This is a genomic window from Candidatus Ruthia magnifica str. Cm (Calyptogena magnifica) (assembly GCF_000015105.1).
Taxonomy (GTDB): Bacteria; Pseudomonadota; Gammaproteobacteria; order PS1; family Pseudothioglobaceae; genus Ruthia; species Ruthia magnifica.
In genome coordinates this window covers 588,222-611,627 of record NC_008610.1, presented here as the reverse complement: position 1 = coordinate 611,627, position 23,406 = coordinate 588,222, and the positions used below count along the sequence as shown (strand labels likewise).

At 34.7% G+C, this 23,406-nt stretch carries 24 protein-coding genes and 1 pseudogene; 8 read left to right on the top strand and 17 right to left on the bottom strand.

Annotation, left to right across the window (positions count from 1 at the left end):
• Nucleotides 1-28 precede the first annotated feature (28 nt).
• The 9 genes from gmk to RMAG_RS02755 are packed head-to-tail and all read right to left on the bottom strand — an operon-like array spanning nt 29 to nt 8,736.
• A complete protein-coding gene (gmk, locus tag RMAG_RS02795) occupies nt 29-640 on the bottom strand; it encodes a guanylate kinase (RefSeq protein ID WP_011737936.1) in 612 nt (203 codons plus the stop codon).
• On the bottom strand, nt 633-902 hold the full coding sequence (locus RMAG_RS02790; RefSeq protein WP_011737935.1) for an oxidative damage protection protein: 270 nt from the start codon (nt 900-902) through the stop codon (nt 633-635). The genes gmk and RMAG_RS02790 overlap by 8 nt, the downstream gene beginning before the upstream one ends.
• A complete protein-coding gene (murJ, locus tag RMAG_RS02785; protein WP_041194921.1) occupies nt 899-2,428 on the bottom strand; it encodes a murein biosynthesis integral membrane protein MurJ in 1,530 nt (509 codons plus the stop codon). The genes RMAG_RS02790 and murJ overlap by 4 nt, the downstream gene beginning before the upstream one ends.
• A gap of 17 nt (nt 2,429-2,445) precedes the next feature.
• Nucleotides 2,446-3,237: an acyl-ACP--UDP-N-acetylglucosamine O-acyltransferase gene (gene lpxA, locus RMAG_RS02780; protein WP_011737933.1), complete on the bottom strand. Its 792-nt coding sequence runs from the start codon at nt 3,235-3,237 to the stop codon at nt 2,446-2,448.
• Between the two features lie 23 nt (nt 3,238-3,260).
• Nucleotides 3,261-3,704, bottom strand: a complete 444-nt coding sequence (gene fabZ, locus RMAG_RS02775; RefSeq protein WP_011737932.1) for a 3-hydroxyacyl-ACP dehydratase FabZ — start codon at nt 3,702-3,704, stop codon at nt 3,261-3,263.
• 1 nt (nt 3,705) lies between these two features.
• Nucleotides 3,706-4,704, bottom strand: coding sequence for a UDP-3-O-(3-hydroxymyristoyl)glucosamine N-acyltransferase (gene lpxD, locus RMAG_RS02770; RefSeq protein WP_011737931.1), 999 nt, complete (start codon nt 4,702-4,704; stop codon nt 3,706-3,708).
• A gap of 42 nt (nt 4,705-4,746) precedes the next feature.
• Nucleotides 4,747-7,035, bottom strand: coding sequence for an outer membrane protein assembly factor BamA (gene bamA, locus RMAG_RS02765; RefSeq protein ID WP_011737930.1), 2,289 nt, complete (start codon nt 7,033-7,035; stop codon nt 4,747-4,749).
• 3 nt (nt 7,036-7,038) lie between these two features.
• Nucleotides 7,039-8,376 carry an RIP metalloprotease RseP gene (gene rseP, locus RMAG_RS02760; RefSeq protein WP_011737929.1) on the bottom strand — a complete coding sequence of 446 codons (1,338 nt, stop codon included), beginning with the start codon at nt 8,374-8,376 and terminating at the stop codon, nt 7,039-7,041.
• A gap of 6 nt (nt 8,377-8,382) precedes the next feature.
• A complete protein-coding gene (locus RMAG_RS02755; RefSeq protein WP_011737928.1) occupies nt 8,383-8,736 on the bottom strand; it encodes a gamma-butyrobetaine hydroxylase family protein in 354 nt (117 codons plus the stop codon).
• A gap of 87 nt (nt 8,737-8,823) precedes the next feature.
• Between RMAG_RS02755 and dapF the strand changes: the two genes are divergently transcribed.
• Nucleotides 8,824-9,639 (top strand): diaminopimelate epimerase, encoded by an 816-nt coding sequence (gene dapF, locus RMAG_RS02750; protein WP_011737927.1) that lies wholly within the window; start codon nt 8,824-8,826, stop codon nt 9,637-9,639.
• On the opposite strand, the gene RMAG_RS02745 is transcribed toward dapF, so the two are convergent.
• From RMAG_RS02745 to pdxA, 4 genes are read right to left on the bottom strand one after another with little or no spacing between them, the layout of a single operon-like run.
• Complete coding sequence (locus tag RMAG_RS02745) at nt 9,636-10,433, bottom strand: symmetrical bis(5'-nucleosyl)-tetraphosphatase (protein ID WP_011737926.1); 798 nt, start codon at nt 10,431-10,433, stop codon at nt 9,636-9,638. The genes dapF and RMAG_RS02745 overlap by 4 nt on opposite strands.
• The gene (gene apaG, locus RMAG_RS02740) at nt 10,433-10,804 is read right to left on the bottom strand and encodes a Co2+/Mg2+ efflux protein ApaG (protein ID WP_011737925.1); all 372 of its coding nucleotides are present in this window, start codon (nt 10,802-10,804) and stop codon (nt 10,433-10,435) included. Before apaG ends, RMAG_RS02745 begins: the two co-directional genes overlap by 1 nt.
• On the bottom strand, nt 10,788-11,540 hold the full coding sequence (gene rsmA, locus RMAG_RS02735) for a 16S rRNA (adenine(1518)-N(6)/adenine(1519)-N(6))-dimethyltransferase RsmA (RefSeq protein WP_011737924.1): 753 nt from the start codon (nt 11,538-11,540) through the stop codon (nt 10,788-10,790). The genes apaG and rsmA overlap by 17 nt, the downstream gene beginning before the upstream one ends.
• Entirely contained in the window at nt 11,533-12,531 is a 999-nt protein-coding gene (gene pdxA / locus RMAG_RS02730) for a 4-hydroxythreonine-4-phosphate dehydrogenase PdxA (protein WP_011737923.1), read from the bottom strand. Before pdxA ends, rsmA begins: the two co-directional genes overlap by 8 nt.
• Before the next feature lie 196 nt (nt 12,532-12,727).
• On the opposite strand from pdxA, the gene RMAG_RS02725 reads away from it, so the two are divergent.
• Complete coding sequence (locus tag RMAG_RS02725; RefSeq protein WP_011737922.1) at nt 12,728-13,903, top strand: efflux RND transporter periplasmic adaptor subunit; 1,176 nt, start codon at nt 12,728-12,730, stop codon at nt 13,901-13,903.
• A gap of 7 nt (nt 13,904-13,910) precedes the next feature.
• The gene (locus RMAG_RS02720; RefSeq protein ID WP_011737921.1) at nt 13,911-17,315 is read left to right on the top strand and encodes an efflux RND transporter permease subunit; all 3,405 of its coding nucleotides are present in this window, start codon (nt 13,911-13,913) and stop codon (nt 17,313-17,315) included.
• Between the two features lie 90 nt (nt 17,316-17,405).
• Here RMAG_RS02720 and lipA read toward each other — a convergent pair whose 3' ends face one another.
• From lipA to RMAG_RS02705, 3 genes are read right to left on the bottom strand one after another with little or no spacing between them, the layout of a single operon-like run.
• Nucleotides 17,406-18,353 carry a lipoyl synthase gene (gene lipA, locus RMAG_RS02715; RefSeq protein ID WP_011737920.1) on the bottom strand — a complete coding sequence of 316 codons (948 nt, stop codon included), beginning with the start codon at nt 18,351-18,353 and terminating at the stop codon, nt 17,406-17,408.
• A complete protein-coding gene (gene lipB, locus RMAG_RS02710) occupies nt 18,331-18,945 on the bottom strand; it encodes a lipoyl(octanoyl) transferase LipB (protein WP_011737919.1) in 615 nt (204 codons plus the stop codon). The genes lipA and lipB overlap by 23 nt, the downstream gene beginning before the upstream one ends.
• 6 nt (nt 18,946-18,951) lie before the next feature.
• On the bottom strand, nt 18,952-19,230 hold the full coding sequence (locus RMAG_RS02705) for a YbeD family protein (RefSeq protein WP_011737918.1): 279 nt from the start codon (nt 19,228-19,230) through the stop codon (nt 18,952-18,954).
• A 62-nt stretch (nt 19,231-19,292) separates the two neighbouring features.
• Between RMAG_RS02705 and RMAG_RS02700 the strand changes: the two are divergent.
• The 5 genes and pseudogenes from RMAG_RS02700 (at nt 19,293) to RMAG_RS05825 (ending at nt 21,466) form a co-directional block, all read left to right on the top strand.
• A pseudogene (locus RMAG_RS02700) lies at nt 19,293-20,307 on the top strand (P-loop NTPase family protein).
• Nucleotides 20,300-20,449, top strand: coding sequence for a hypothetical protein (locus RMAG_RS05830; RefSeq protein ID WP_157834511.1), 150 nt, complete (start codon nt 20,300-20,302; stop codon nt 20,447-20,449). The pseudogene RMAG_RS02700 and the gene RMAG_RS05830 overlap by 8 nt, the downstream one beginning before the upstream one ends.
• Before the next feature lie 8 nt (nt 20,450-20,457).
• Nucleotides 20,458-20,649, top strand: coding sequence for a hypothetical protein (locus RMAG_RS06250; RefSeq protein ID WP_422851291.1), 192 nt, complete (start codon nt 20,458-20,460; stop codon nt 20,647-20,649).
• Nucleotides 20,613-21,350, top strand: coding sequence for a hypothetical protein (locus RMAG_RS02695; RefSeq protein ID WP_049752793.1), 738 nt, complete (start codon nt 20,613-20,615; stop codon nt 21,348-21,350). Before RMAG_RS06250 ends, RMAG_RS02695 begins: the two co-directional genes overlap by 37 nt.
• On the top strand, nt 21,305-21,466 hold the full coding sequence (locus RMAG_RS05825; protein ID WP_157834512.1) for a hypothetical protein: 162 nt from the start codon (nt 21,305-21,307) through the stop codon (nt 21,464-21,466). Before RMAG_RS02695 ends, RMAG_RS05825 begins: the two co-directional genes overlap by 46 nt.
• A gap of 365 nt (nt 21,467-21,831) precedes the next feature.
• Here RMAG_RS05825 and aceA read toward each other — a convergent pair whose 3' ends face one another.
• Nucleotides 21,832-23,136 (bottom strand): isocitrate lyase, encoded by a 1,305-nt coding sequence (gene aceA, locus RMAG_RS02690; protein ID WP_011737917.1) that lies wholly within the window; start codon nt 23,134-23,136, stop codon nt 21,832-21,834.
• Nucleotides 23,137-23,406: the final 270 nt, after the last annotated feature.

Genomic DNA, 23,406 nt, shown 5'->3' with positions numbered 1-23,406 from the left:
AAATATTAGAAAGGGTCGATATTATAGGCTATATCAATGTTTTAAGCAAATCTTTGTGTTTGATTGATTGTTGTGCTAACGTTAGACGTTCGGCTTGAACAATGATTGATAAATTATTCAGAGCTACGTCAAAATTATCATTAATAATTAGATAGTCAAATTCATTAAAATGTTGCATTTCATTGTCTGCATCATGCATTCTTCTGCCAATAATACTTTGTTTGTCTTGTCCTCTATCGGTTAAGCGTTTTTTTAATACCGCTTGAGAAGGTGGGAGAATAAAAATACCAACTGAGTGATTAAAAGTTTGTTTAATCTGTCTAAAACCCTGCCAGTCAATCTCTAAAATAACATCAGAATCATTATTTAACAAATTTTGAACCAATTGTTTGGCGCTACCATAATCATTATCAAACACTTGTGCTGATTCAATAAAGCCGTTGTTATTTTTTATTTTATTAAATTCATCTTTAGAAACAAAAAAGTAGTTTTCACCCTGTACTTCACCTAAGCGTGGCGCTCTTGTGGTGTGTGAAACTGAAACACACAAATGATCAATTTTTTTAATGAGCGCTTTAACTAATGAAGTTTTTCCACACCCTGAAGGGGCGGAAATAACAAACAACACGCCATTACTCATTGGGCTTGTAACCTTGAATATCATCTACGTCTTCTTTTGAAAAGAAGAACTTATCCATTTGTTCTTTAAGATAACTTTGTGCATTTGAATCCATCAAATTTAAGTTGTTTTCATTGATCAACATGGTTTGGTATTCAAGCCAGAGTTTCCAGCCTTGTTTGGATACGTTACTTAATATTTTTTGACCTAATTCACCAGGATAAGGCGCTCTATCCAAGGCTTCAAGTTGTTGGCCTAATTTAATGCATTTTACAGTATTCATTGTTTTTTTATTCCTATGTTTAACAGTTTTAAGCTGGCAAAATATATAATAATTGCAAGCACAATAGTTGTGCCAAGCAATGTTATTCTTGAACTAACATCAGCTTTTAAATAAAGTTCAACCTCTGATCCAAAAATCAAAATAAAGACAGTCATTATAAAGCTTGCAACCAGGGCTTTAAAAAAAGTTTGATATAAGTTACTAGAAACATTAAAAATAGATTGCTTGTTTAAATAGTAATAGAGCAAACTGGCATTGAGTAAAGCAGAAATAGAAGTGGCTATTGCCAGACCTACATGAGCAAAATAAAAACCTAAAATAACGTTTAAGAAAACATTAGATATCATTGCAATGACCCCAACTTTAACTGGTGTTTTGGCGTCTCCTCTGGATAAAAAAATAGGCGCTAAAATCTTAACAAAAATAAAAGCCATTAATCCTGAACCATAAGCCATCAGACTTGATGATGATTGGAATACAGCAAATGCATCAAATTGATCGTATTGAAACAAGGTAATAATCAGAGGCTCAGCAAGCAATACCAATCCAGCACAAGCAGGTAGTCCAAGTAATAATCCAATTGTTAAAGTATTATTGATTGTTTGTGCAAATTTTTCATCATTTTTATCAGCAAAATGCTGACTTAATTTGGCTAAAGATACTGTTGCTAAAGCAATGCCAATAAGTGCTAAAGGTAGTTCTAATAGCCTATCCGAATAATATAACCATGAAACACTACCACTGACAAGAACTGAAGCAATCATGGTATCGATTAGTAAATTTATTTGTGATACTGAAACCCCAAATAGAGCGGGTAACATACGTTTTTTTAAGGTTTTAATTGCTTGATGATCGCCAAGTGCTAATTTGGGTAGTTTTTTTATTTTTATTAAAAAAGGTATCTGAAACAAAAGCTGTGTAATGCCACCAAAAAATACCCCCCATGCCAGTGCCATAATGGGGGTGTCCATGTGTTTAGATAAATATATAGCACTCAAAATCATAGAAATATTGAGTAAAACTGGTGTAAATGCAGGCACTGCAAACTGATCATAAGTATTTAAAATAGCACCAGAAAAAGCTGTTAAAGAGATGAATAACAAATAAGGAAGGGTAATTCTTAACATATCTGATGCCAGGTTAAATTGCATTGGGTCGGGTGAAAAGTAAAAACCCCAAGCGAACATAAAAATGATGACGGGTGCAATAACAACTGTAATGAGTGTAATCAGAATTAACACAAAAAGAAATTTTGTACCAATGTGGTTAATAATATTTTGAACCTCGGCCTGTGTATTGTTGGTTTTAGCTTCGGCTAAAATAGGTACAAAAGCTTGTGAAAAAGCACCTTCGCCAAATAGACGTCTAAAAAAATTGGGGATTCTAAAAGCGATTAAAAAGGCATCAGTTAGACCGTTGGCACCAAAATATCGGGCAATAAAATAATCACGCACCAAGCCTAGTATGCGTGAAAGAAAAGTCATGGCAGCGATAATACTGTTGGACTTTAAAAAAGACTTATCCAAAAAGCATCTCTAAAATATTATTCTTCAGTTGGGCCACGCATAATACCAACCTTAGAACTACGAATGCATTTAACAAATTGTACCACTTCTGGATGGTCAGATTCTGATTGTTCTAATTCTTTAAGAGATTGGTCTAATAAGCCAGATTCACGATAAACAACCTTAAAGGCACGTTTAATGGCTGCAATCGCATTAGGGCTAAAACCTCGTCGTCTCATGCCTTCGACGTTAATACTTCTAACCCGAGTTTGCACACCAGAGGCGACCATATAAGCAGGAATGTCTTTGTTGATTTGGCAACCCATACCAACATAGGTATGCATGCCAATCATACAAAATTGTTTAACCAAGGTGAAGCCACCCAAAATTGCCCAATCATGGATTCTAACATGACCTGCAAGAGAGGCATTATTGGACATAATAATGTGATCACCTACCTGACAATCATGGGCAATATGAACATAAGCCATTAACATATTATTAGAGCCCACTCGAGTGATGGAATTTTCTTTTTCGGTGCCACGGTTAATGGTGCAAAATTCACGAATGAGATTGTCGTTGCCAATAATTAAACTAGACTCTTGACCTTCTACATAAGTAATATCTTGTGGATCTCCACCTATTGAGGCGAAAGAATAAATATGGTTATTCTTTCCAATTTTAGTTGGGCCTTGAATAACAACGTGCACCTCAACAATTGTGCCAGAATCAATTTCTACATTAGCACCAATAATGACATAAGCACATATTTCAGTATTTTTATGAATTTTTGCACTAGGATCTATAATTGCACTAGGATCTATAGCCACCTTACACTCCTTAATTTTTTTAATTAACCTGCTGTTCTTTGAGTGCACATTAGTTCAGCACTCGTAATAATTTGATTATCTACAGTTGCTTTGCATTTAAACTTCCAAATACCACGTTTAATTGTTATGACCTCTACCTCTAAACGTAACTGATCTCCAGGTTCAACCATGCGTTTAAATCTGACTTTATCAATACCAACAAGCATATATATTTGTCCATCAATTGGCTTACCTGCCTCAGATTTAAAGGCCAAAATTCCTGTTGCTTGGGCTAAGGCTTCAACAATCATAACGCCAGGCATAATTGGTTGTTCAGGGAAGTGCCCAGTAAATTGAGGCTCATTAAAGGTAACATTTTTTAATGCCACAATTGATTTTCCAATTTCTAGCTCTAGTACTCTATCAATGAGTAAAAAAGGATAACGATGGGGTAGATAGTTTTTGACGTCTTGAATGCTCATTTCCATGTTATTTTCCCTTTAATTCTTTAAGTTTAATATTTAAATAATGAGCGATTTTATCAAGATTTAACAGCCATACTTGTATTTTCTTCCATTTTTGATGCTTATTAATAGAGGTGAAACCTGTGTAATGTCCTTGCTCAGATAGATTTTTATCAACAGTGCTAGCACCTGTCACAATAATATCATCTACTAAACTAATGTGGCTGGCAATAGTTGCACCACCACCTATCATACATCTTTTTCCTATCGTGCAGCTACCACCAATGGTCACTGTAGCAGCAATGGCAGAGTCTTGACCAATAATAACGTTATGTGCAATATGTACTAAGTTGTCAATTTGCACACCATTGTGAATTTGAGTGTCTTCAATCGTGCCTCGGTCAATGGTTGTATTGGCACCAATGCTCACATTGCTGCCAATAATAACATAACCAAGATGTGCAATACTATACCAGTGTTTTTGTTGATCTTGAGCATTACCAAATCCTTCTGAACCAATCACTACGCCAGGGGATATAACAACATTGTTACCAATTGAACAGCCTTGTAAAATACTTACATTTGGCTGAATCAAAGTGTAATTACCGATAATAACATCATCTTCAATGACAACATTTGGAGCAATGGTGCAGTGATTCCCAATGACAACATTTTTACCGATAATGCAGTTTGGTGCTATTTTTGCATAATTGATTTTGGCACTTGAATGAGTACCTTGACAATGCACAGTTTGTTTTTTAAATAAGTGTGTGGCTTTTGCAAATGCTAAGTAGACATTATCAACCACTAAAGCATTAGTAGGACAGTTCTTTAACAAATTATTATTAAGAATAACAACACCAGCTTTAGAGTTTATTAACATTTGTTTGTATTTATTACCGTTGATGTAGGTTAGTTGCGTTTGATTGGCAGATAAACTTGTAGCAATACCTGTAATTTCAATATTGGCGTCACCCACGAGTTTGGCGTTAATAGTTTTAGCAATTTCCCCCAATGTGTACATTATTTTATTTAGATTAAATCAAAATACAATTATACGTTTGATTTAGAAACTAGTGCCTAATGTGAAGTCAAACGTTTTGATTTTGTCGCCTGATTTTTTAATTAAAGGCTTGGCAGCATAAAAGCCTAATGGTCCAATAGGTGTTAGCCAAGAAAATGCAACACCTATTGAAAGACGTAATTCATACAAGTCAAAACCAGAGGCTTTTTCACTAATCGACCCTAAATCAACAAAGGCGCTAATACGCATGTTTTTATTATCATCTATAAATTTTATTGGCGAGATGACTGAGGCGCTAGTCAGAAAAGAAAGTTCACCACCTTTGACTTTATCACTACCTATGTATTTTATTCCTAAGGAGTTAAAGTCAAACCCACGCACTGATGAAGAACCACCACCATAGTAACGTTTAAAGAAAGGGAGCTCTTTATCATCATAACCCTGAGCAAAGCCTAGATTACCTTTAAAGGAGAGAATTAAATCATTTTTCAATGGATAATAACTTTTATGAGAAGCATCTAACTTATAATAACGAAAATCTGCCACAGGTAAGGCCAGACTAAAATTTAAACTATTTTTTTGTCCTTTGGTTGGAAAATTAAAGTCATTTAGTGTATTGTTGCTCCAATTCAAGCCCAATTTCAGTTCAGTTTCATCTTCACTGGCACATTGTATTGGTTCATGATCATCAGAAAGGGTTGTTCCACAGTTAATATCACGCTTTGAAGCTCTTAAGTCAGCACCAATTCTTATTTTTTTTGTTATTGGTACACTATAGCCTAAACTAAAGCCATTTTCATCAATCTTATATTCATCCAACTTTAGTTCAGATGCGTCTAATTTTTTTGAAAATACGCCGTAACTAATACTGTGTCTATCTTGAGTAAAATATGGATCAGAAAAATAAAAACTAATATCTCTTGCTGCTTTAGAATTAGATAAAGAAAGGTTTAGTGTATTACCTGTACCTAAAAAATTTCTTTCTTGTACACCTAAGTTGAGCGATGCACCTGTACTATTGGAGTGTGACAAGCCAATTGAAAAAATGCCGGTTTGTATTTCTTCAACACTAAAATGTAAGTTAATTTTATCTTTAAAGCCTTCAAGTTTTGAAACTTGCATTTTTACATCGGAGAAAAAACCTAAGCGTTTTATTTTTTCGATAGATTCATTAAGTTCAGTATTAGAGTATAAGCTGCCCTCATGAATGTTAATTTCACGACGAATAACTTCATCTTGAGTACGAGTATTGCCAACAATAGTGATACGGTTAATGTAAACTTTTTTATTGGGCGCTATGTCAATGCTTAAATTAATCGTATGTGCACTTGTGTTTTCTAATGTTGCAACTTTGACATCAGAAAAAGCATAGCCTTGATTGGAGAATATGTCGTTAATGGCTTGCAAACTTTGCATCATTTTTTTGCGTTCAAACACATCACCTTTTTTAAAACTCAATAATTTTCTAAGATATTCAATAGAATTATTAAGTAAGTCTCCTGTAAATTGAATGGTGCCAATTTTGTATTCAATGCCTTCACTAATCTGAAGGTTAATACTAATACTTTGCTTGTCTTCTGATAAATCTGTTTTGACTTCATTAATTTTAAAATCAAGGTAGCCAGCGTTAATATAGAATGATTTCATAGATTCAATGCCAGCATCTAATGCCACTTTAGAGTAATGGTCTTTTTCGGTGAAATAATTGATAACAAAAAAGTCAGCCTGTCCAATTTCAAATAAATTTAATAACTCGTTTTCATCAAAAATATGATTGCCAGTAATTTTCATTGAGCTAATTTTTGCTACTTTACCTTCACTAATATTAAGCTCAATACCCACTCTATTTTGTGTATCAATCTTAATAGTTTTGGCGATAATAACGTCATAATAACCTTTTGATGTGTATACAGCTTTTAGTTGGGTAATTAATTTATCAAGTTGTCTTTTATTGAAAATTTTACCTTGAGAAAGTCCCCTGGTTTTCAAAATTTGATTTAATGACTTTTCTTGAATTACTTTATTTGAATAATTAATCACCTCAATATATTTAATATGCGGGTTTTCTGTTAACTTAATTTTCAAAATTTGAGTCTCTTGAGAAACCTCAATGTCTTTAAAAAAATTAGTTTTATACAGAGCTCGAATAATTTGTCTTGATACTTGATTGTTATAATTATCACCTTTCTCAATTGGAAGATAGCTTAAAACTGTACCCCTAGAAATAACATTAAGGCCTAGTATTTCAATATTTTTAATAGGTGCTGCTAACGTAACTGAACAAGCTAAAATGTTTGCTACTAAGATAAATAAGGTGATAATTTTTTTCATAAATTATAATAAACGTGACAAATCATTATACAGAGCAACAACCGTTAGTGATATAACAATAAATAAGCCAAATTTTGTTAAAACTTGTTGAAATGATTGGCTAATAGCTGAGCCTTTAATAAGCTCTATTAAGTAGAAAAACAAATGTCCACCATCTAATAATGGAATGGGTAATAAATTAAGCAGACCTAGACCAATACTGATAAGTGCCAAGAAAGATAAAAATGATGTAAAGCCAACTTGAGCACTTTTTCCGGCATAGTTAGCAATACTAATAGGACCACTAATTTGATTAAGCGATGTGTCACCCATAATCATCTTTTTAATCATTTTTAAGTTAAGCAGAGTGAGTTGATAGACCTTCTCATTAGCTGCTATAAAAGCGTCAAATGTATTTTTTTTAACTAGCACAAGCCATTTATTTAAGTAACCAGTAGGCACCAAAACTCTAACACCTGCTTTGGCTAAACCGTTCTCAATTTTTGGTGTCAGTATCGTATTTAAAATATTACCATTGCGTTTAATTTGCAAATTAATTTCTTTATTTGAGCTATTTTGAATGACATTAACAAAATCATACCATGAGTTGATATAAACATGGTTTGCACTTAAAATTTTATCATTTGTTTGTAAGCCTGCTATTGAAGCAGGCGAATTAGGCACAACTTGGTCAATAATAGCCTCAAGTTTAGGCATGGCAAATTTAAACCCTAAGTAGCGATCAACACCTTGTTCTGGATTAGATAAAAAATCACCAGATAAGTTAAATTCTAATTTTTTAAGATTTGAAGCGCCGGAAATAACATCAACATAAAGATGATTCTCATCCAGTGACTGAATAAAATTAATTGAAAATTCACTAATAGTTGGTGTTAAAACGCCATTAATACTCAGTAGTTGATCGCCTATTTTAATGCCTGATTGCTGGGCAATACTAGGACTTTCAAGTGTACCCACAATAGGCTTAACGCCATTAACACCGATAACAAAAACAACAGTATAGAGGATAACAGCTAAAAGAAAATTAGCAATCGGTCCAGCTGCAACAATCATGATACGTTTATAAACGCTTTGCTGATTAAAAGCACGGTGTTTTTCTGACGCTTCAACTAGTGTCTCATTTTCATCAAGCATTTTAACAAAACCACCTAAAGGGAGCACACACAGTGTGTATTGCGTTTCGCCATACTTAAATGATTTTAAAATCTTGCCAAACCCAATAGAAAAACGCAACACTTTGACGTTAAGTTTTTTAGCAACTAAAAAATGACCCAATTCATGAACAGTTACCAAAATACCAATGGTAATTAAGAAAAACCCTAGGGATGAAATAAAAGCCATTAGGGTTTATAATTGTGGGTAAGTGTGTCCAGCATCTTTGAGTCTTTGTAAATATTTATGCCAAAGTTTGTCATGATTCAAAGCAAGTTTATGCAAGTGTGACCAGGAATAAATACCACTATCATGATTATCGCTAAAAAATAAAATAACGGCATAATTACCTGTTGGCTGAATACGTAGAATAGTTACGTTTTTTTTATTAAGTTGCAAAATTTCTTGCCCCTTGCCATGGCCAACTACTTCAGCTGAGGGTGAATAAACTCTCAAATATTCAGCACTAAGTGGATAATCAATCTTGTCAAAGGTGATGGTTAATAAGGTTTTTACTTTGTTTAAATTAATATTAGTTGGTGTTTGCATTGGCTGCCTTTACATGAAAATTAAGCAGTATTTTATCAGAACTCAATTATTCTTAACCTTGAGAGTTATAAGTGGATAATACATAATATGCTGATTAATTTTGTAAAAATGCATGGACTTGGTAACGACTTTATGATGGTTGACAACCTTGCTGGTGATATTACTTTTAATGCTGAACAAATAGCAAATTTAGCCAATCGACATTTAGGCATTGGCTTTGATCAACTATTGTTGGTTGAAACTAGCAACACAAAAAATGTTGATTTTCGTTATGTTATCTATAATGCTGACGGTTTAGAGGTGGAACAATGTGGCAATGGTGCACGTTGTTTTGCGTTTTTTGTTAGTAAAAAAGGTTTAAGTAACAACAATCCAATTGTTGTAGAAACTCGTTCTGGTATTATTAATTTGTACTTGAATGATGACAATACAGTGCGTGTTGACATGGGGAAACCAAGTTTTAATCCAGCTGATATCCTACTCCTAGTTCCCCAACAAAGCACGTATTATCAAATTGAAGGGTTTGATTTAGGTGCTGTCTCAATTGGCAACCCTCATTGTGTCATGTTGGTTGAAGATGTTAATACAGTTGATGTTAGTAGTATTGCACTCAGAATTCAACAAAGTGAATTGCTACCCAATCAGGCTAATATTGGTTTTATGCAAATTCTGAATACTCATGAAATTAACTTACGTGTTTATGAACGTGGTTCTGGTGAAACTTTAGCTTGTGGCTCTGGCGCCTGTGCAGCGGTGGTTTATGGTGTTGAACAAGGCTTATTAAAAGAAAATGTGGTTGCTCACTTAAATGGTGGCGATACTTTGATTGAATACATACAAGGTGGACATGTATTTTTATCAGGTCCTGTACAATTTGTATTTGAAGGTAAGGTAGAAATTTAACAACTGATAGAAAAGACTTTCCTGTCCTTTAGTCTGATAGCGCTTAATCGTCCGTGCCAAATACAGCCATGATCCATAGGATAAATATGTGTTTGATTAACGTCTGACAAACTAGACCAATGACCAAAGAATATATCGATATTTTTTAACAATCGATTTTTGTGTATAAACCAAGCTTTAAAACCTTTTGGTGGATGTGTATAATTCATTTTATGACTAAATTCTAATTCACCATTTGCTTTGCAAAAGCGTAGTCGCATTAGAGCATTAATAGTATATCGACATTGTTCCAGTTCGGTTAAATCTTTAGACCAAATATTAGGTTTGTTGCCATATATTTTATCTAAAAACTGTGAAATGTTAGTGCTTTGAAGATGTTTTTGCACTTGCTTAGATTGTTGAAGAAGCCTATCAATATCCCAATTTGGTGGTACGCCAGCATGAATCATAAGGACATTTTTGTATTTAATTACTAAAGGTTGGTTATGCAGAAAATCTAGCAATGAATCTGCATCATTGGCATTGATAATGTCCATAAATGTGTCTTTCTCATTGGGCTTTTTGCTGCCCAGTGAGCAGGCCAATAAATAAAAATCATGGTTACCTAACACCATTGAAGCATTGTTTTTTAAATCTTTAATAAAACGCAATGTTGCTAGAGATTTTTTACCTCTATTAACTACATCGCCTAAAAAAAATAGTCGGTCTTTATCGCTTGAGAATTTAATTGTTTTTAACAAGGCTTGTAAAGCGTCAAAACAACCTTGAATATCGCCAATTAAATAATCTGACATTAATGTAGCGTATAAGGTTTGCTGAGCACAAATTCAGGAATTTGCACATTAAAACGCTCGCCATAGTCATCAACCATACCATAAGAGCCTTTCATGGAACCAGTTAAGGTTTTGATAATAGCACCTGAGGCGTACTGAAAAGATTCTCCTGACGCCAAATGAGGCTGTTGACCAATCACACCTTCGCCAATAACATCTTCAATATATCCAGTTTCATCTTGAATACGCCAATGACGTGTTAAAAGTTGCACGCCAACATTGCCCTTGTTAATAATTGTAATGGTGTAAGCATAGGAGTACTGACTTGCATAAACATCAGACTGATGCTCCAAATAAGTCACTTTAACCTCTATTTCAATGTTGTTTTTCATAGTCTTTTGTTAAGGTAATAAAATTATCAATTGTTAACATTTCGGCACGTTGAGATAAGTCAATATTAGTTTGCTTTTGAGTTAGTATTGATTTTAAGCAATTCTTAAGCGTTTTTCTGCGTTGTGAAAATGCTAATTTTACAACTTTTTCAAGTATTTTAATGTCTTTAGTTTTTGGCTGTGTTAAGGGTTTTAAATGCACAACGGCAGATTCTACTCTTGGTGCAGGATTGAATGATTCTGGTGGTACAATAAAAATCATCTGAACATCAAAAAACGCCTGCATCATGACACTTAAACGTCCATATATTTTAGAGCCATTATTTGCTGCTATCCTTTCTACAACTTCTTTTTGCAGCATAAAGGTCATGTCTTTTATTTTGTTTAAATTTTTAAGTAAATAAAAAAGAACATGAGAGGAAATATTATAAGGTAAATTTCCAATCACCCTGATTGGTATGGGTACGACGTTTAAGTCAAATTTAAGCACATCGCCCTGATGAACGATTAAATTAGAATGTTTAAGTGATTCTAAAATTGAAATTAAATTTCGATCAATTTCAATGACGTTTAATTGGTCTACATAATCTAATAAAGGTAGTGTTATGGCGCCTTGTCCAGGACCGATTTCTAATAAATTATCATCACGTTTTGGGGCGATGGTGGCAATAATACGATCAATAATTCTATGATCAACAAGGAAGTTTTGTCCAAAACGCTTACAGGCTTTATGCATAAGACGATGCCACTTGTGAAAGTTGGCGTTTTTTACGATTGGCTATTAGTATTTGTGCATAATTCAGCGCAGTATTCAAACTACCAAGGCTAATATTTCCAGTACCAGCAAGACTAAGTGCACTACCATGATCCACTGAGGTTCGGATAAATGGCAAACCCAGTGTGATGTTAACCGCTTTTTTAAATCCTAATGTTTTTAGTACTGGCAAACCTTGGTCGTGATACATAGTAAGTACACAGTCAACACCAATCAGCGCATCAGGTGTAAAGGCTGTATCAGCAGGTACACTACCTACAAGATCGCACCCCTGGCTATTTAGTTTTTTAATTAAAGGGTTGATAATTTCAATCTCTTCCATGCCTAAATAGCCATCTTCGCCTGCATGTGGGTTTAAACCACACACAATAATCTTAGGTGTATCGATACCGTCATTTAATAAGAATTGATGAATAATACTAATGGTTTTTTGTAAAGATTGCGTGGTAATATTTTGAGGTACTTCTGAAAGTGGCATGTGCGTGGTTGCTAGTGCTACCTTTAAGTCACTTGTTGCCAACATCATGACTGTTTTATCAGTATTAGATAAGTTAGCTAAATATTCAGTATGGCCTGTAAAATGAATTCCCGCTTGATTAATAATGCTTTTATGTACCGGTCCAGTAACCAAAGCATCGCATTGTGCGTTAAGACAATACTCAGTTGCGCGATCAAGTGTATTTAACACATATTGCGCATTGTTTTTGTTTAAAATACCGCACTTTACAGGAGTGTTAACTTTAATTGGATAGATAGGCAGTTCATAAGCTGAACTAGCTTGTTCAGATTCAACGATTTTTATATTTAAATTAAGTTGTTTTGCACGATTTAATAAGACATCTGGATCTGCAAATAACAAAAGATTTTTATTTGATTTTTTTTGAGCGTAAATAACAGCCAAATCAGGTCCGATGCCTGATGGTTCTCCAACGGTGAAAGCAATGGTCGTCATTAGGTCAATATTGTGAGGTTTTTATAGCGAAATTTGTCCATAAAAGTAAATAAAGTTATTTAAAAACAAATATTTATACCAATTATGATAAAAGCAATTTGTCTTTTTTAAAGAAAATAATAGATACAGTGTATTTTAATCATATAAAATTCTCGTTAAAGTTTATTTTTTTCACTTTAAAAAAAACAAACCAATTATGAACTCATCAGTTTTACTACTATTCACATCAATTTTATTGATGTTTTCGTTATCTTCTCAGACGCAAATCACATCATTTGGTGCACCTTTTAGAAACGTAAATCAAAGTGTTAATAATTTTGAATCTGCTTATAATGTCCAGGTTGTGAGTGGTATGTCACTTGATAAAAGAGTACTTTTAGGCGGTTCAGTCATTTCTTCTTCGCAGGTTAATTTGGTTGCTCAAGTTTCTGGCGATGTGTTAAGCATTGGTGGTCAAGAAGGTGACATGTTTAAACAAGATTCGATTTTAGTCACATTAGAACAAGAATCTATTCAAGCACAAAGAGATTCAGCTTATGCAGAAATTGCCTCAGCCAATGAAGCACTTAGAAATGCAGGTGTTCAATATTCACAATCAATCGTATCCCCAAACTCAGGTGGTATGTTTGGTAGCGTACCAGGTATGTTTTCAATGTTTACTGATCCTATGTTAAAAATATCAGGTCAAGGTAATCCAGATTTTGACAAGTTTGCTAATAGAACCTCTAGATATACAAACTATCAGCAAGCCAAAAATAAACTCAAGCAAGTTGAATCACGCTTAAAGCAAGTTGAATCACGCTTAAAAGATGTTAACATTAGTGCACCATTTGACGGTGTGATTGTGGCTAAAAGTATTAATAAGGGTGATGTTGTTCAGCCTGGTCAAATTTTAATAAAATTTGCCAATATTAAAAATCTTCAAGTTGAAGTGAATGTGCCTTCAAGACTAGTCAGAAGTCTAAAACTTAACAAAACATACCGTATTAAATTGGATATTGCCAACATTGTGGTTGATGCTAAACTTTCACAAATTTATCCCATTGCAGATAATGCCAAACACAGTGTTAAAGTTAAGTTTGATTTGCCAGCAAATGTGCCAGTATTGTCAGGCGCATATGCAGAAGTAGAAATTTTTGAAACAGACTCTGGTGTACTAACACCCACCATTCCTGAAGTGGCTATTATGTGGCGTTCTTCATTGCCAAGCGTGTTCGTTATTAATTCATCAACCAATAAAACAGAATTAAGATTCATACGTTTAGGTGAACAAGTTGGCAAAAATAAAAAAAGCGTTTTGTCAGGTTTGAAAATTGGTGAAAGAATTGTGGCTAATCCAAACATCTTAATGGTTTCAGGCATGAGTATTTAATTTAATTATGACAAATAAAAATTACGAGGTCTATGAAGATTTTGAGTTAGGTATTGCTGGAAAGCTCTCTAAGGCTTTCATTACTTCGCCATTATCCATTATCATATTTTTCGCTATGTTGAGTGCAGGCATTATTGGTTTAATTTCAACCCCAAGACAAGAAGACCCTCAAATTTCTGTGCCACTTATTGACTTATTTGTCGAATATCCAGGGGCTTCTTCTGAGGAAGTGTCAAATATTATTGTTAAGCCTTTAGAGCGTTTAATGTCAAATATTTTGGGCGTTAAGCATGTTTATTCTGTTAGTGATAAAAGTCATGGCATTATTACTGTTGAGTTTGATGTGGGCCAGGAAATGAACGCCTCTATTATCAAAGTACGTGACAAAATGTTGGCAAATCTTGATTTTATGCCGCCAGGTGCTAAGCAACCACTCATTAAGCCCAAAGAAATTGATGACGTGCCAATTATTAATTTAACGCTTTGGTCAAAATCACTTGATGATGGACAGTTACGCTCATTGAGCTTGGAGTTGTTACAACAACTTGCTAAGGTTAAAGATACTAACAATGGCTTTATTGTTGGGGGGCGTAAGGAAATTTTTCATATTGATGCTTATCCAGGTCGTTTAGCTGGACATGGTATCTCTATTCAACAAATCGCCAACACAATTGGTAATGCTAACGTCAGGGGACACACAGGCAATATTGAGCTAAATGGCTTTAGGATGGAGGTTTATTCAGGTGATTTTTTTAGTAAAGTTGAAGATATTGAAAACCTGGTAATTACAGTTAGCGATGGTAAGCCAATTTATGTACGTGATGTAGCTGATGTGTATTATGCTCCAGAAGATGCCGAGCATATGGTTAGTTATTATACTGGAAAAGCAAACAAAACAGGTAAAAAAGCTACTGGCGAACAAGCTGTAACCATTGCTATTGCAAAAAAATATGGCACCAATGGCGTGGAAGTAGCACAAAATATTCTCGCCAAAGTTGAAGCGTTAAAGGGCAGATTAATTCCTGATAATGTAGAGGTTAGTGTTACTAGAAACTACGGAGAATCTGCAAAAAACAAAGTAAACGCTTTGATTAAAAAATTATTTATTGCCACAGGTGCAGTGACTATGCTTGTTTGGTTTGCTTTGGGTATTCGTCCAGCTATTGTTGTCACACTGGTTATTCCAGTTGTATTATTGATGACCATTTTTTCTGCATGGATGTTAGGCATGACCATTGATAGGGTGAGTTTATTTGCTTTGATTTTCTCAATTGGTATTTTGGTGGATGACGCAATTGTTGTTACCGAAAATATTTATAGGCGATGGCTGATTGATAATAAAATTACCATTGGCACTGCAATTGACGCAGTACGTGAAGTGGGCAACCCAACAATTTTAGCAACTTTTACTGTGGTGGCGGCTTTGGTACCCATGGCAGCAGTGAGTGGTATGATGGGTCCGTATATGGCTCCAATCCCAGTACTGGGATCGGTTGCAATGATGTTTTCATTATTTGCAGCATTCGTTTTTACGCCTTATTTTATTATGGTGTTTGCGCCACCTTTAAATGTATTGCGAAAAATGCACAAAAAAGAAGAAAAAGAAACGAAGATTATGTTTGATTTTTTTCATTCAACCATTTCTAAACTGTTCAATATAAAGGCATATGGCTGGAGTTTTTTAATTGGATTGGTTGTTGTTTTTTTTATATCAATGTCAATGTTCTATACCACTTCGGTTCCTGTAAAAATGTTGCCATTAGATAATAAGTCTGAATTTGGCGTGGTGTTAGACATGCCTGATGGTACAGCATTAGCGAATACTGCTTCAACCTTACATAAAATGGCACAAGTATTGCGTAATATGCCAGAAGTGGTTGCCGTTCAATCTTATTCAGGTACTGCCAAGCCTTTTGATTTTAACGGACTAGTAAGGCATTATTATTTAAGACAATCTCCCTCAGAGGGTGAATTGCAAATTCAGTTGGTTGAAAAGTCAGAGCGAGATCGTTCTAGTCATGAGATTTCTTTAGAAGCAAGAACTTTGGTTAAACAAATTGTGGAAGATGCAGGTGCTAATTATGCTGTTGTTGAAATGCCACCAGGTCCTCCGGTATTACGCCCCGTAGTTGCTGAAGTATATGGTCCAGATAAAGAAACACGTCATAAACTTGCAAATGATTTGACGGAATTATTTAAAGAATCTAACACAATGACAGATATTGATAATTTAATGCGTGATAAATATCCAGTTATTAATTTTCAAGTGGATACGGCAAAAGCTTCTCGATTTGGTGTTAGTGTTATGACCATTAAAGAAACACTTTCTATGGCTATGAGTAGTTTTAATGTAGGCACGATTCGATTAAAGAATGCACTTGAACCTTCTCGTATTTGCCTACAAATACCGTTATCTAAACGCTCTCAATTGTCTTATTTAACTCAATTACCTGTACCTTCGCAACATGGTGGTATGATTCCAATTTCAGAGTTGGGTTCGTTTAGTTATAAAAAGGAAGATGACTTAATTTTCCACAAAGACTTAGCAGATGTTGAATATGTGTTGGGAGAGCCTAAAGGTCGCTTAAGCGCGCCAATTTATGCAATGATGGGTGTGGATGATTTGTTGCTTAAATATCAAACGATTGATGGCAAACAATTACAAGGTGAATATCTAGGACCGCCAACAGATCAAACTGTTCCAAGTTTTGAATGGACGGGTGAATGGACGGTTACTTATGAGACTTTTCGTGATATGGGAAGTGCATTTGCTGTAGCACTGGTGGTAATTTATATGTTAGTTGTATGGCAGTTTGGTAACTTTATTATCCCAGCTATTATTATGGTACCAATTCCATTAACATTACTAGGCATTGTTCCAGGTCATTGGTTGTTAGGTGCAGAATTTACAGCCACTTCAATGATTGGCTGGATTGCATTGGCAGGTATTATTGTACGAAATTCTATTCTATTGGTTGACTTTACTGTTCAAGAATATGCCAAGGGTATGCCGTTTTTTGATTCAGTGATTAATTCATGCTCTTCACGCACACGACCTATCATGATTACTGCATTTGCATTGGTTGGAGGTTCTAGTGTTATTTTGTCAGATCCCATCTTTCAAGGCATGGCAATTTCGTTATTGTTTGGTGTGCTAGTTTCTACTGTGCTTACTTTGGTCGTAATCCCACTAGGTACTTTATCTGCTGGTGAGGCTGCTTGTAGAAATATTGCAGTTAACATGGGACTTCTTCCTGGTGATGCAGATGCAGATGTAAAATACAATGTTGAAAAACCAGTCAAAGCTAAAAAAATAGACAAAGATCCTAAAGAGTGGATAAAAACGGTTTTAGATAGAAAAGATCAAGCTAAAAACGAATTATTGAAGAAAGAAGACAAGAGCGATTTATGATTCGAAACGTTACATTCACACCTTTTATTACACAAAAGAGAAAGATGACACTCAGAAAATTTTCCTGTTTATATTTTTTCCTACTAATTTTTAACTTATTAATTCGCCTTTGATTTGTAAATCAGCATGATAAGAAGAGCGCACCATAGGTCCGCTAGCAACTTGAGAAAATCCTAATTTAAGTGCAATTTTTTTGTATTTATCAAATTGATTCGGATGAATGTACGCCTCAACAGCTAAATGATGTTTGCTTGGCTGTAAATATTGACCTAAAGTTAGCATATCTACATTGTGTTTGCGTAAGTCTTTTAAAACATTAATAACTTGCTTTTCACTTTCACCCACTCCTAACATTAATCCTGATTTGGTAATGACAAATGGGTGTTGTTGTTTAAATGCTTTTAGCAATCTCAATGAATAATTATAATTTGCACCAGGACGTACTTTTTGGTATAGGCTTGGTACTGTTTCCAGATTATGATTAAATACATTAGGTGAGCAAGATTTAAAGACTTCAAGCACTTTATCAATCCTACCTCTGAAATCTGGAGTTAGAATTTCAATTTTCACTTTGGGTGTGCTTAGCCGGATATTATCAATACACGTTTTAAAATGTTGAGCACCACCATCACGTAAATCATCCCTATCCACTGAAGTAATTACCACATACTTAAGCTGCATTTTTTTAATGGTATTAGCCAGATGTTTAGGTTCATCTACGTCGAGTGCTTTTGGTTTGCCATGAGCAACATCACAAAATGGACAACGACGCGTGCAAATTTGCCCCATAATCATAAAAGTGGCAGCACCATGGTTAAAACATTCACTTAAATTTGGACATTGTGCTTCTTCACAAACTGTAAATAGTTTCTGTGATCGAAGTGTTTTTTTTAATTGCTCAACTTTTTGGCTAGCAACGTGCTTAATGCGAATCCAATTTGGTTTTTTAATGGGCAATCTCTCGGAATCAGGCTTAATTTTTAAACGCACCACTTTAGATTTACCTTTTAGGCTTTTAATGTCTATTTCTTGCAACATGATTAATGAGTATTTGGCTAAGTTTCTCAGCAATGGTATTTAAGGTATCTCTATTTTCCGTTAAATTACAGAGTTGTGTTACTTTCAAATCTTGATATCCACAAGGGTTAATTTGCATAAACGGAGATAAATCCATATCCACATTAAGACTCAAGCCATGGTAAGTTCTTGATTGTTTAATCTTTAAACCTAGTGCTGCAATTTTAGCATTATCAACATACACACCTGGTGCGTCTGATTTTAGATGTGCTTTAATAGCATAGGTTTTTAATAAATCAATGATTGAATTTTCAATGATTTCAATCATTTTTTTAACTCCAACACCAAGACGCTTAAGGTCAATTAAGCAATAAATAACCACTTGACCAGGACCGTGATAAGTAATTTGTCCGCCACGATCAGTTTGAATAATAGGAATGTCACTACTTGACAAAATATGTTCTGATTTACTAGAAATACCTTGTGTGAACACAGGATTGTGTTCTACAGTCCACAGTTCATCTTGAGTATTTTTATTACGAGCATTAGTAAATATTTTCATCTGTTCCCAAACGTTTAAATAATTTTGACGCCCTAGGTCGATAATACGCATAAGAATTTATAAAACATAAGACACTAAATGACAGTCTTGTAGATCTTGATTAATGGCATCCAATTGAATTCTACTACTGGCGATAATATGAATGCTAAAAGACATATAATTACCTTTAGAGCTGTGCTTTTTTGTTATTTGATTAGGATGTAATTTGTCAGTATAACGCTCAACAATGCTGTAAATAGTACGTTGAAGTGCTTCACAATCCTTGCCAAGTACTTTAATGTGATAATCACAAGGAAAATTGAATAGTGTTTCTGAAGTAAGATTAATGGTAGTCATGTCAAGTGATTTTATATTTTGTTACTGTAAAATAGGGCCTGTTTTAATAATTTCAAGTATTCATGCGTCCAGAACAAGTCAGTAAAATTCTTAATGAAGAGTTAGTATCAGTGATGCAAGGTTATCATACACCCGTTATGTTATGGGGTGCACCAGGAATTGGAAAGTCCAAAATTATAAGTGGCAACCAAGAATAGGGTTAATATTATTGATATTCGCTTATCACAAATGGAGCCTAGTGACCTTCGTGGTATACCATTTAAAAATGGAGATTTAGTTGACTGGTCAGTGCCTTCATTATTACCCGATTCAAAGCGTCATGGCGAGCAAGGTATTTTATTTCTTGATGAAATTACCTCAGCACCACCAACCATATCAGCTTATTCTTGACCGCCGTTTAGGCGATTATATTGTGTCTGAGGGCTGGGGGGTGATATTTGCTGCAGGAAATCGCCAAGGTGATCGAGGCCATGCCTGCACCTTTGGCAAATCGATTTTCGCATTTTGAGCTTGATGTTGACTTGAATGATTGGGTGACGTGGGCATATAAAAACAACATTGATGAACGTATTATTGGTTTTTTACGTTATCGTCCTGAACATTTATTTGAGTTTGACGCTAAACACAACCCAGTTGCTTTTCCATCATCAAGAACTTGGGAATTTGTACATAGAGCGTTGAATAAATTTGGCACTGATTTATCTTTATTTAGACAAGCTGCTAGTGCTTGTGTTGGCGAAGTGGTAGGGGTTTGAAATTACTACGTTTGTTGAACACATGTCTAATTTGCCTGATCTTGAAGCTATTATTAATGGCGAAAGTGTCTCAATTCCTAAAGAGCTTGATTTGCAATATGCAATTTGTGCAGCAATAGCAGGTAGAGCAATCAGCGTTTAAGACACTAATTATGCTGAAAAAGTATGGGGCCATATTCTTAATTTTGCTAAAAACTTTCCACAAAAAGAATTGGGTGTTATGCTGGTATCAGATATGCAACGTGGTATTGGTAGCGATATTTTTACCATCCCTGAATTTACTGATTGGGCAAATAAAATTGCTGATATCATGTTTGATTAAAGCTATTGAACTTGAACCACAGGAAAGGGTTATTGTCGAAGATGTTGTGATTGAAAATAACATTGATAAGATTGATTTGCAAGCAGTTGAGGAAAAGCTAATTAAAGCACGTACACAACTTATTCTTGACAAACCTTTTTAGGTAATTTAGTGCTTCGGCTACCACTTAAAACCGCTGATTCTTGGTGTAAGACGAGTGCAACTGACGCTAAAAGCTTTTATTATAATCCAAGTTTTATTGACCAGCAAATTAAGTTTGTTCTTATTCATGAAGCCATGCAATTGTGCATTAACGCAAATGGGATTTGGCTTGTGATTTTGCCATTAATCCACTTTTGGTAAAAGAAGGGTTTCATCCGCCACTTGATTTACCTATTTTTCATAAATATCAAGGCATGATTGCAGAAGTAATATACCCAATGATTGATGATAGTATTGATACTAAACCTATGGATCAGTATTTATATGATGACAATCCAAAAGATGACGCAAATGAGTCTGATGGTGGATTGCGTGAGGATAGTCTAAAAGACAATAACAAAGATAATCACCAAAACAATATAAACTCTTCTGGCTTGGTAGATAAGCCAAGTCCTTTAACACTAGATGAAATTCAACAATTAAGCAGTAAATGGCAAAAAAATCTTGCTTCAAGTGCACAACAAGTGGGAAAATTAGACGGTGGATTTGTTAAATTAATTGATTTCTCCTATGCTAGACCATCACGTCTTAGTGTGGCAATGCAATATTGTCATCACTTAGATCTAACCAAATTGATATTACTGTTGCCATTGACACTTCTGGCTCAATCTCATCAAGATGAAATTGATGAATTTATAACAGAAATTAATGCCATTAAAAGCAATATACTCGCCTCAATTACATTAATTGCTTGTGATGAAAAAGTTAGTAAAGAACTGATATGGCATTTTGAAGCTTGGGACGCTGACATTTCCAGCATCATTAGGCGGCGGGTAAAGGCACTAATTTTAATCCTGTGTTTGATTATGTTAATACACAAGATACCATACCCAGTGTACTGATTTATTTTACTGATGCCAAAGGCAAGTTTCCAGAATTTGAACAAAGCTATCCAGCGATGTGGCTTGTTAAAGGCAAGGAAAATATACCGTGTGGTCATCGTATTCAATTAAATTAATCACATGAAAAATTTTATGCCATAAAACACAATTATTCATTAATGCTAGATGTTTCGCGAACAATATAGTCTATGGATTTGATAAGGTAAAGTAACTTCTCATGAGAGAAATTATGAGTGATTTTTCTAGGTCGTGCATGCTAATTAATGTTATTATCATGACGTCCGAAATACTCTCACCAAAGCTCATAACCATTGCTATTTTTAATTAAATCTGTTAAAATATAAATCCTATTACGCACTAATAACATCAATCTTATAGCAGATTCACCTGACATTTTAGTTAATTATCTTTTAAGAACTACTTTTTTGTAATTTTTCTAAAAAGATGCTACTTCAAGCAAATTTGAAACAAGATTAACACTTTAAAATTGCGCCGCCTCTGTTGAACCTGTTAAGGCGGTTACCGAAGATGTATCGCCTTGAATAACAGTAGTAACATCATCAAAATAACCAGCCCCCACTTCTTGTTGATGAGAAGCAAATGTGTAGCCCTTTTCTGCTGCTGCAAATTCAGGCTCCTGAACTTTTTCAACATAATGTTTCATGCCTTCACCTTGAGCATACTCATGAGCAAGTTCAAACATGTTATACCACATATTATGAATACCAGCTAGAGTGATGAATTGATACTTATATCCCATGGCGGCAATATCCTCTTGAAAGGAGGCTATTTGACTATCGTTTAGATTTTTTTTCCAATTGAATGAGGGCGAACAATTATATGCTAATAGTTGTTCTGGATTGTTAACTAATACTGCTTGAGCAAATTCACGAGCAAAACCTAAATCTGGTTTTCCAGTTTCACACCATACTAAATCAGCATATGGTGCGTATGAAATACCGCGTGAAATGGCTTGCTCAAGACCATTTTTAACAATATAAAATCCTTCTGGAGTACGTTTACCAGTCACAAATCTTTCATCTCTAGGATCTACATCAGACGTTAATAGGGTTGCTGCCTCAGCATCAGTTCGTGCTAATACAATCGTAGGAATACCCATTACATCTGCTGCTAAGCGTGCTGAAGTGAGTTTTTGAATCGCTTCTTGAGTGGGAACTAAAACCTTGCCACCCATGTGTCCACATTTTTTAACCGAAGCTAACTGATCTTCAAAATGAACGGCTGCTGCACCATTGACAATCATATTTTTCATCAACTCATAAGCATTTAATACACCACCAAACCCAGCCTCAGCATCAGCAATAATAGGTAGAAAATAATCAACATACTCTTGATCGTTTTGATTGATACCTTTTGCCCACTGAATTTCATCAGCACGTTTAAAGGTATTGTTAATGCGACGCACCATTGTTGGTACTGAGTCATACGCATACAAGGATTGATCAGGATACATGGTTTCTGATGTGTTACCGTCAGCAGCAACTTGCCAACCTGATAAATAAATTGCCTCAATACCTGCTTTTGCTTGCTGCATCGCTTGACCTGCTGTGATTGCGCCCATACAATTAACATAACCCTTTTTAGAAGAATCGTTAATCAGTTTCCATAATTTTTCAGAACCTAATCGTGCGTAAGTATATTCAGGCTGTATGGAGCCACGTAGACGTACAACGTCTTTCGCATTATAAGCGCGTTTCACATTTTTCCAACGTGGATTCTCAGCCCAGTCTTTTGTCAATACATTTGTTTGTTCTTGTCTATTCATAAACAATCCCCCTAGTGTTATTTTAAAATAGTTTGTTATACGTTTATTTCAAGATCAATCATACATAGGTGATTTGAATTTAAGGTTGTTTTTTCATGTAGTGAAAAAACAATAAATAGAAAAAATTTACATATTTTTTCTATAGGAAAGACCATGTTAAGTTTGAAAAAAATTTGCACTAGAGTAGAATTCAACCACGTATCAAATACCACAAACTTTTGTTGATTATAACTACGTTATACGTACTGTAAACCAAAACTATTGCATTGA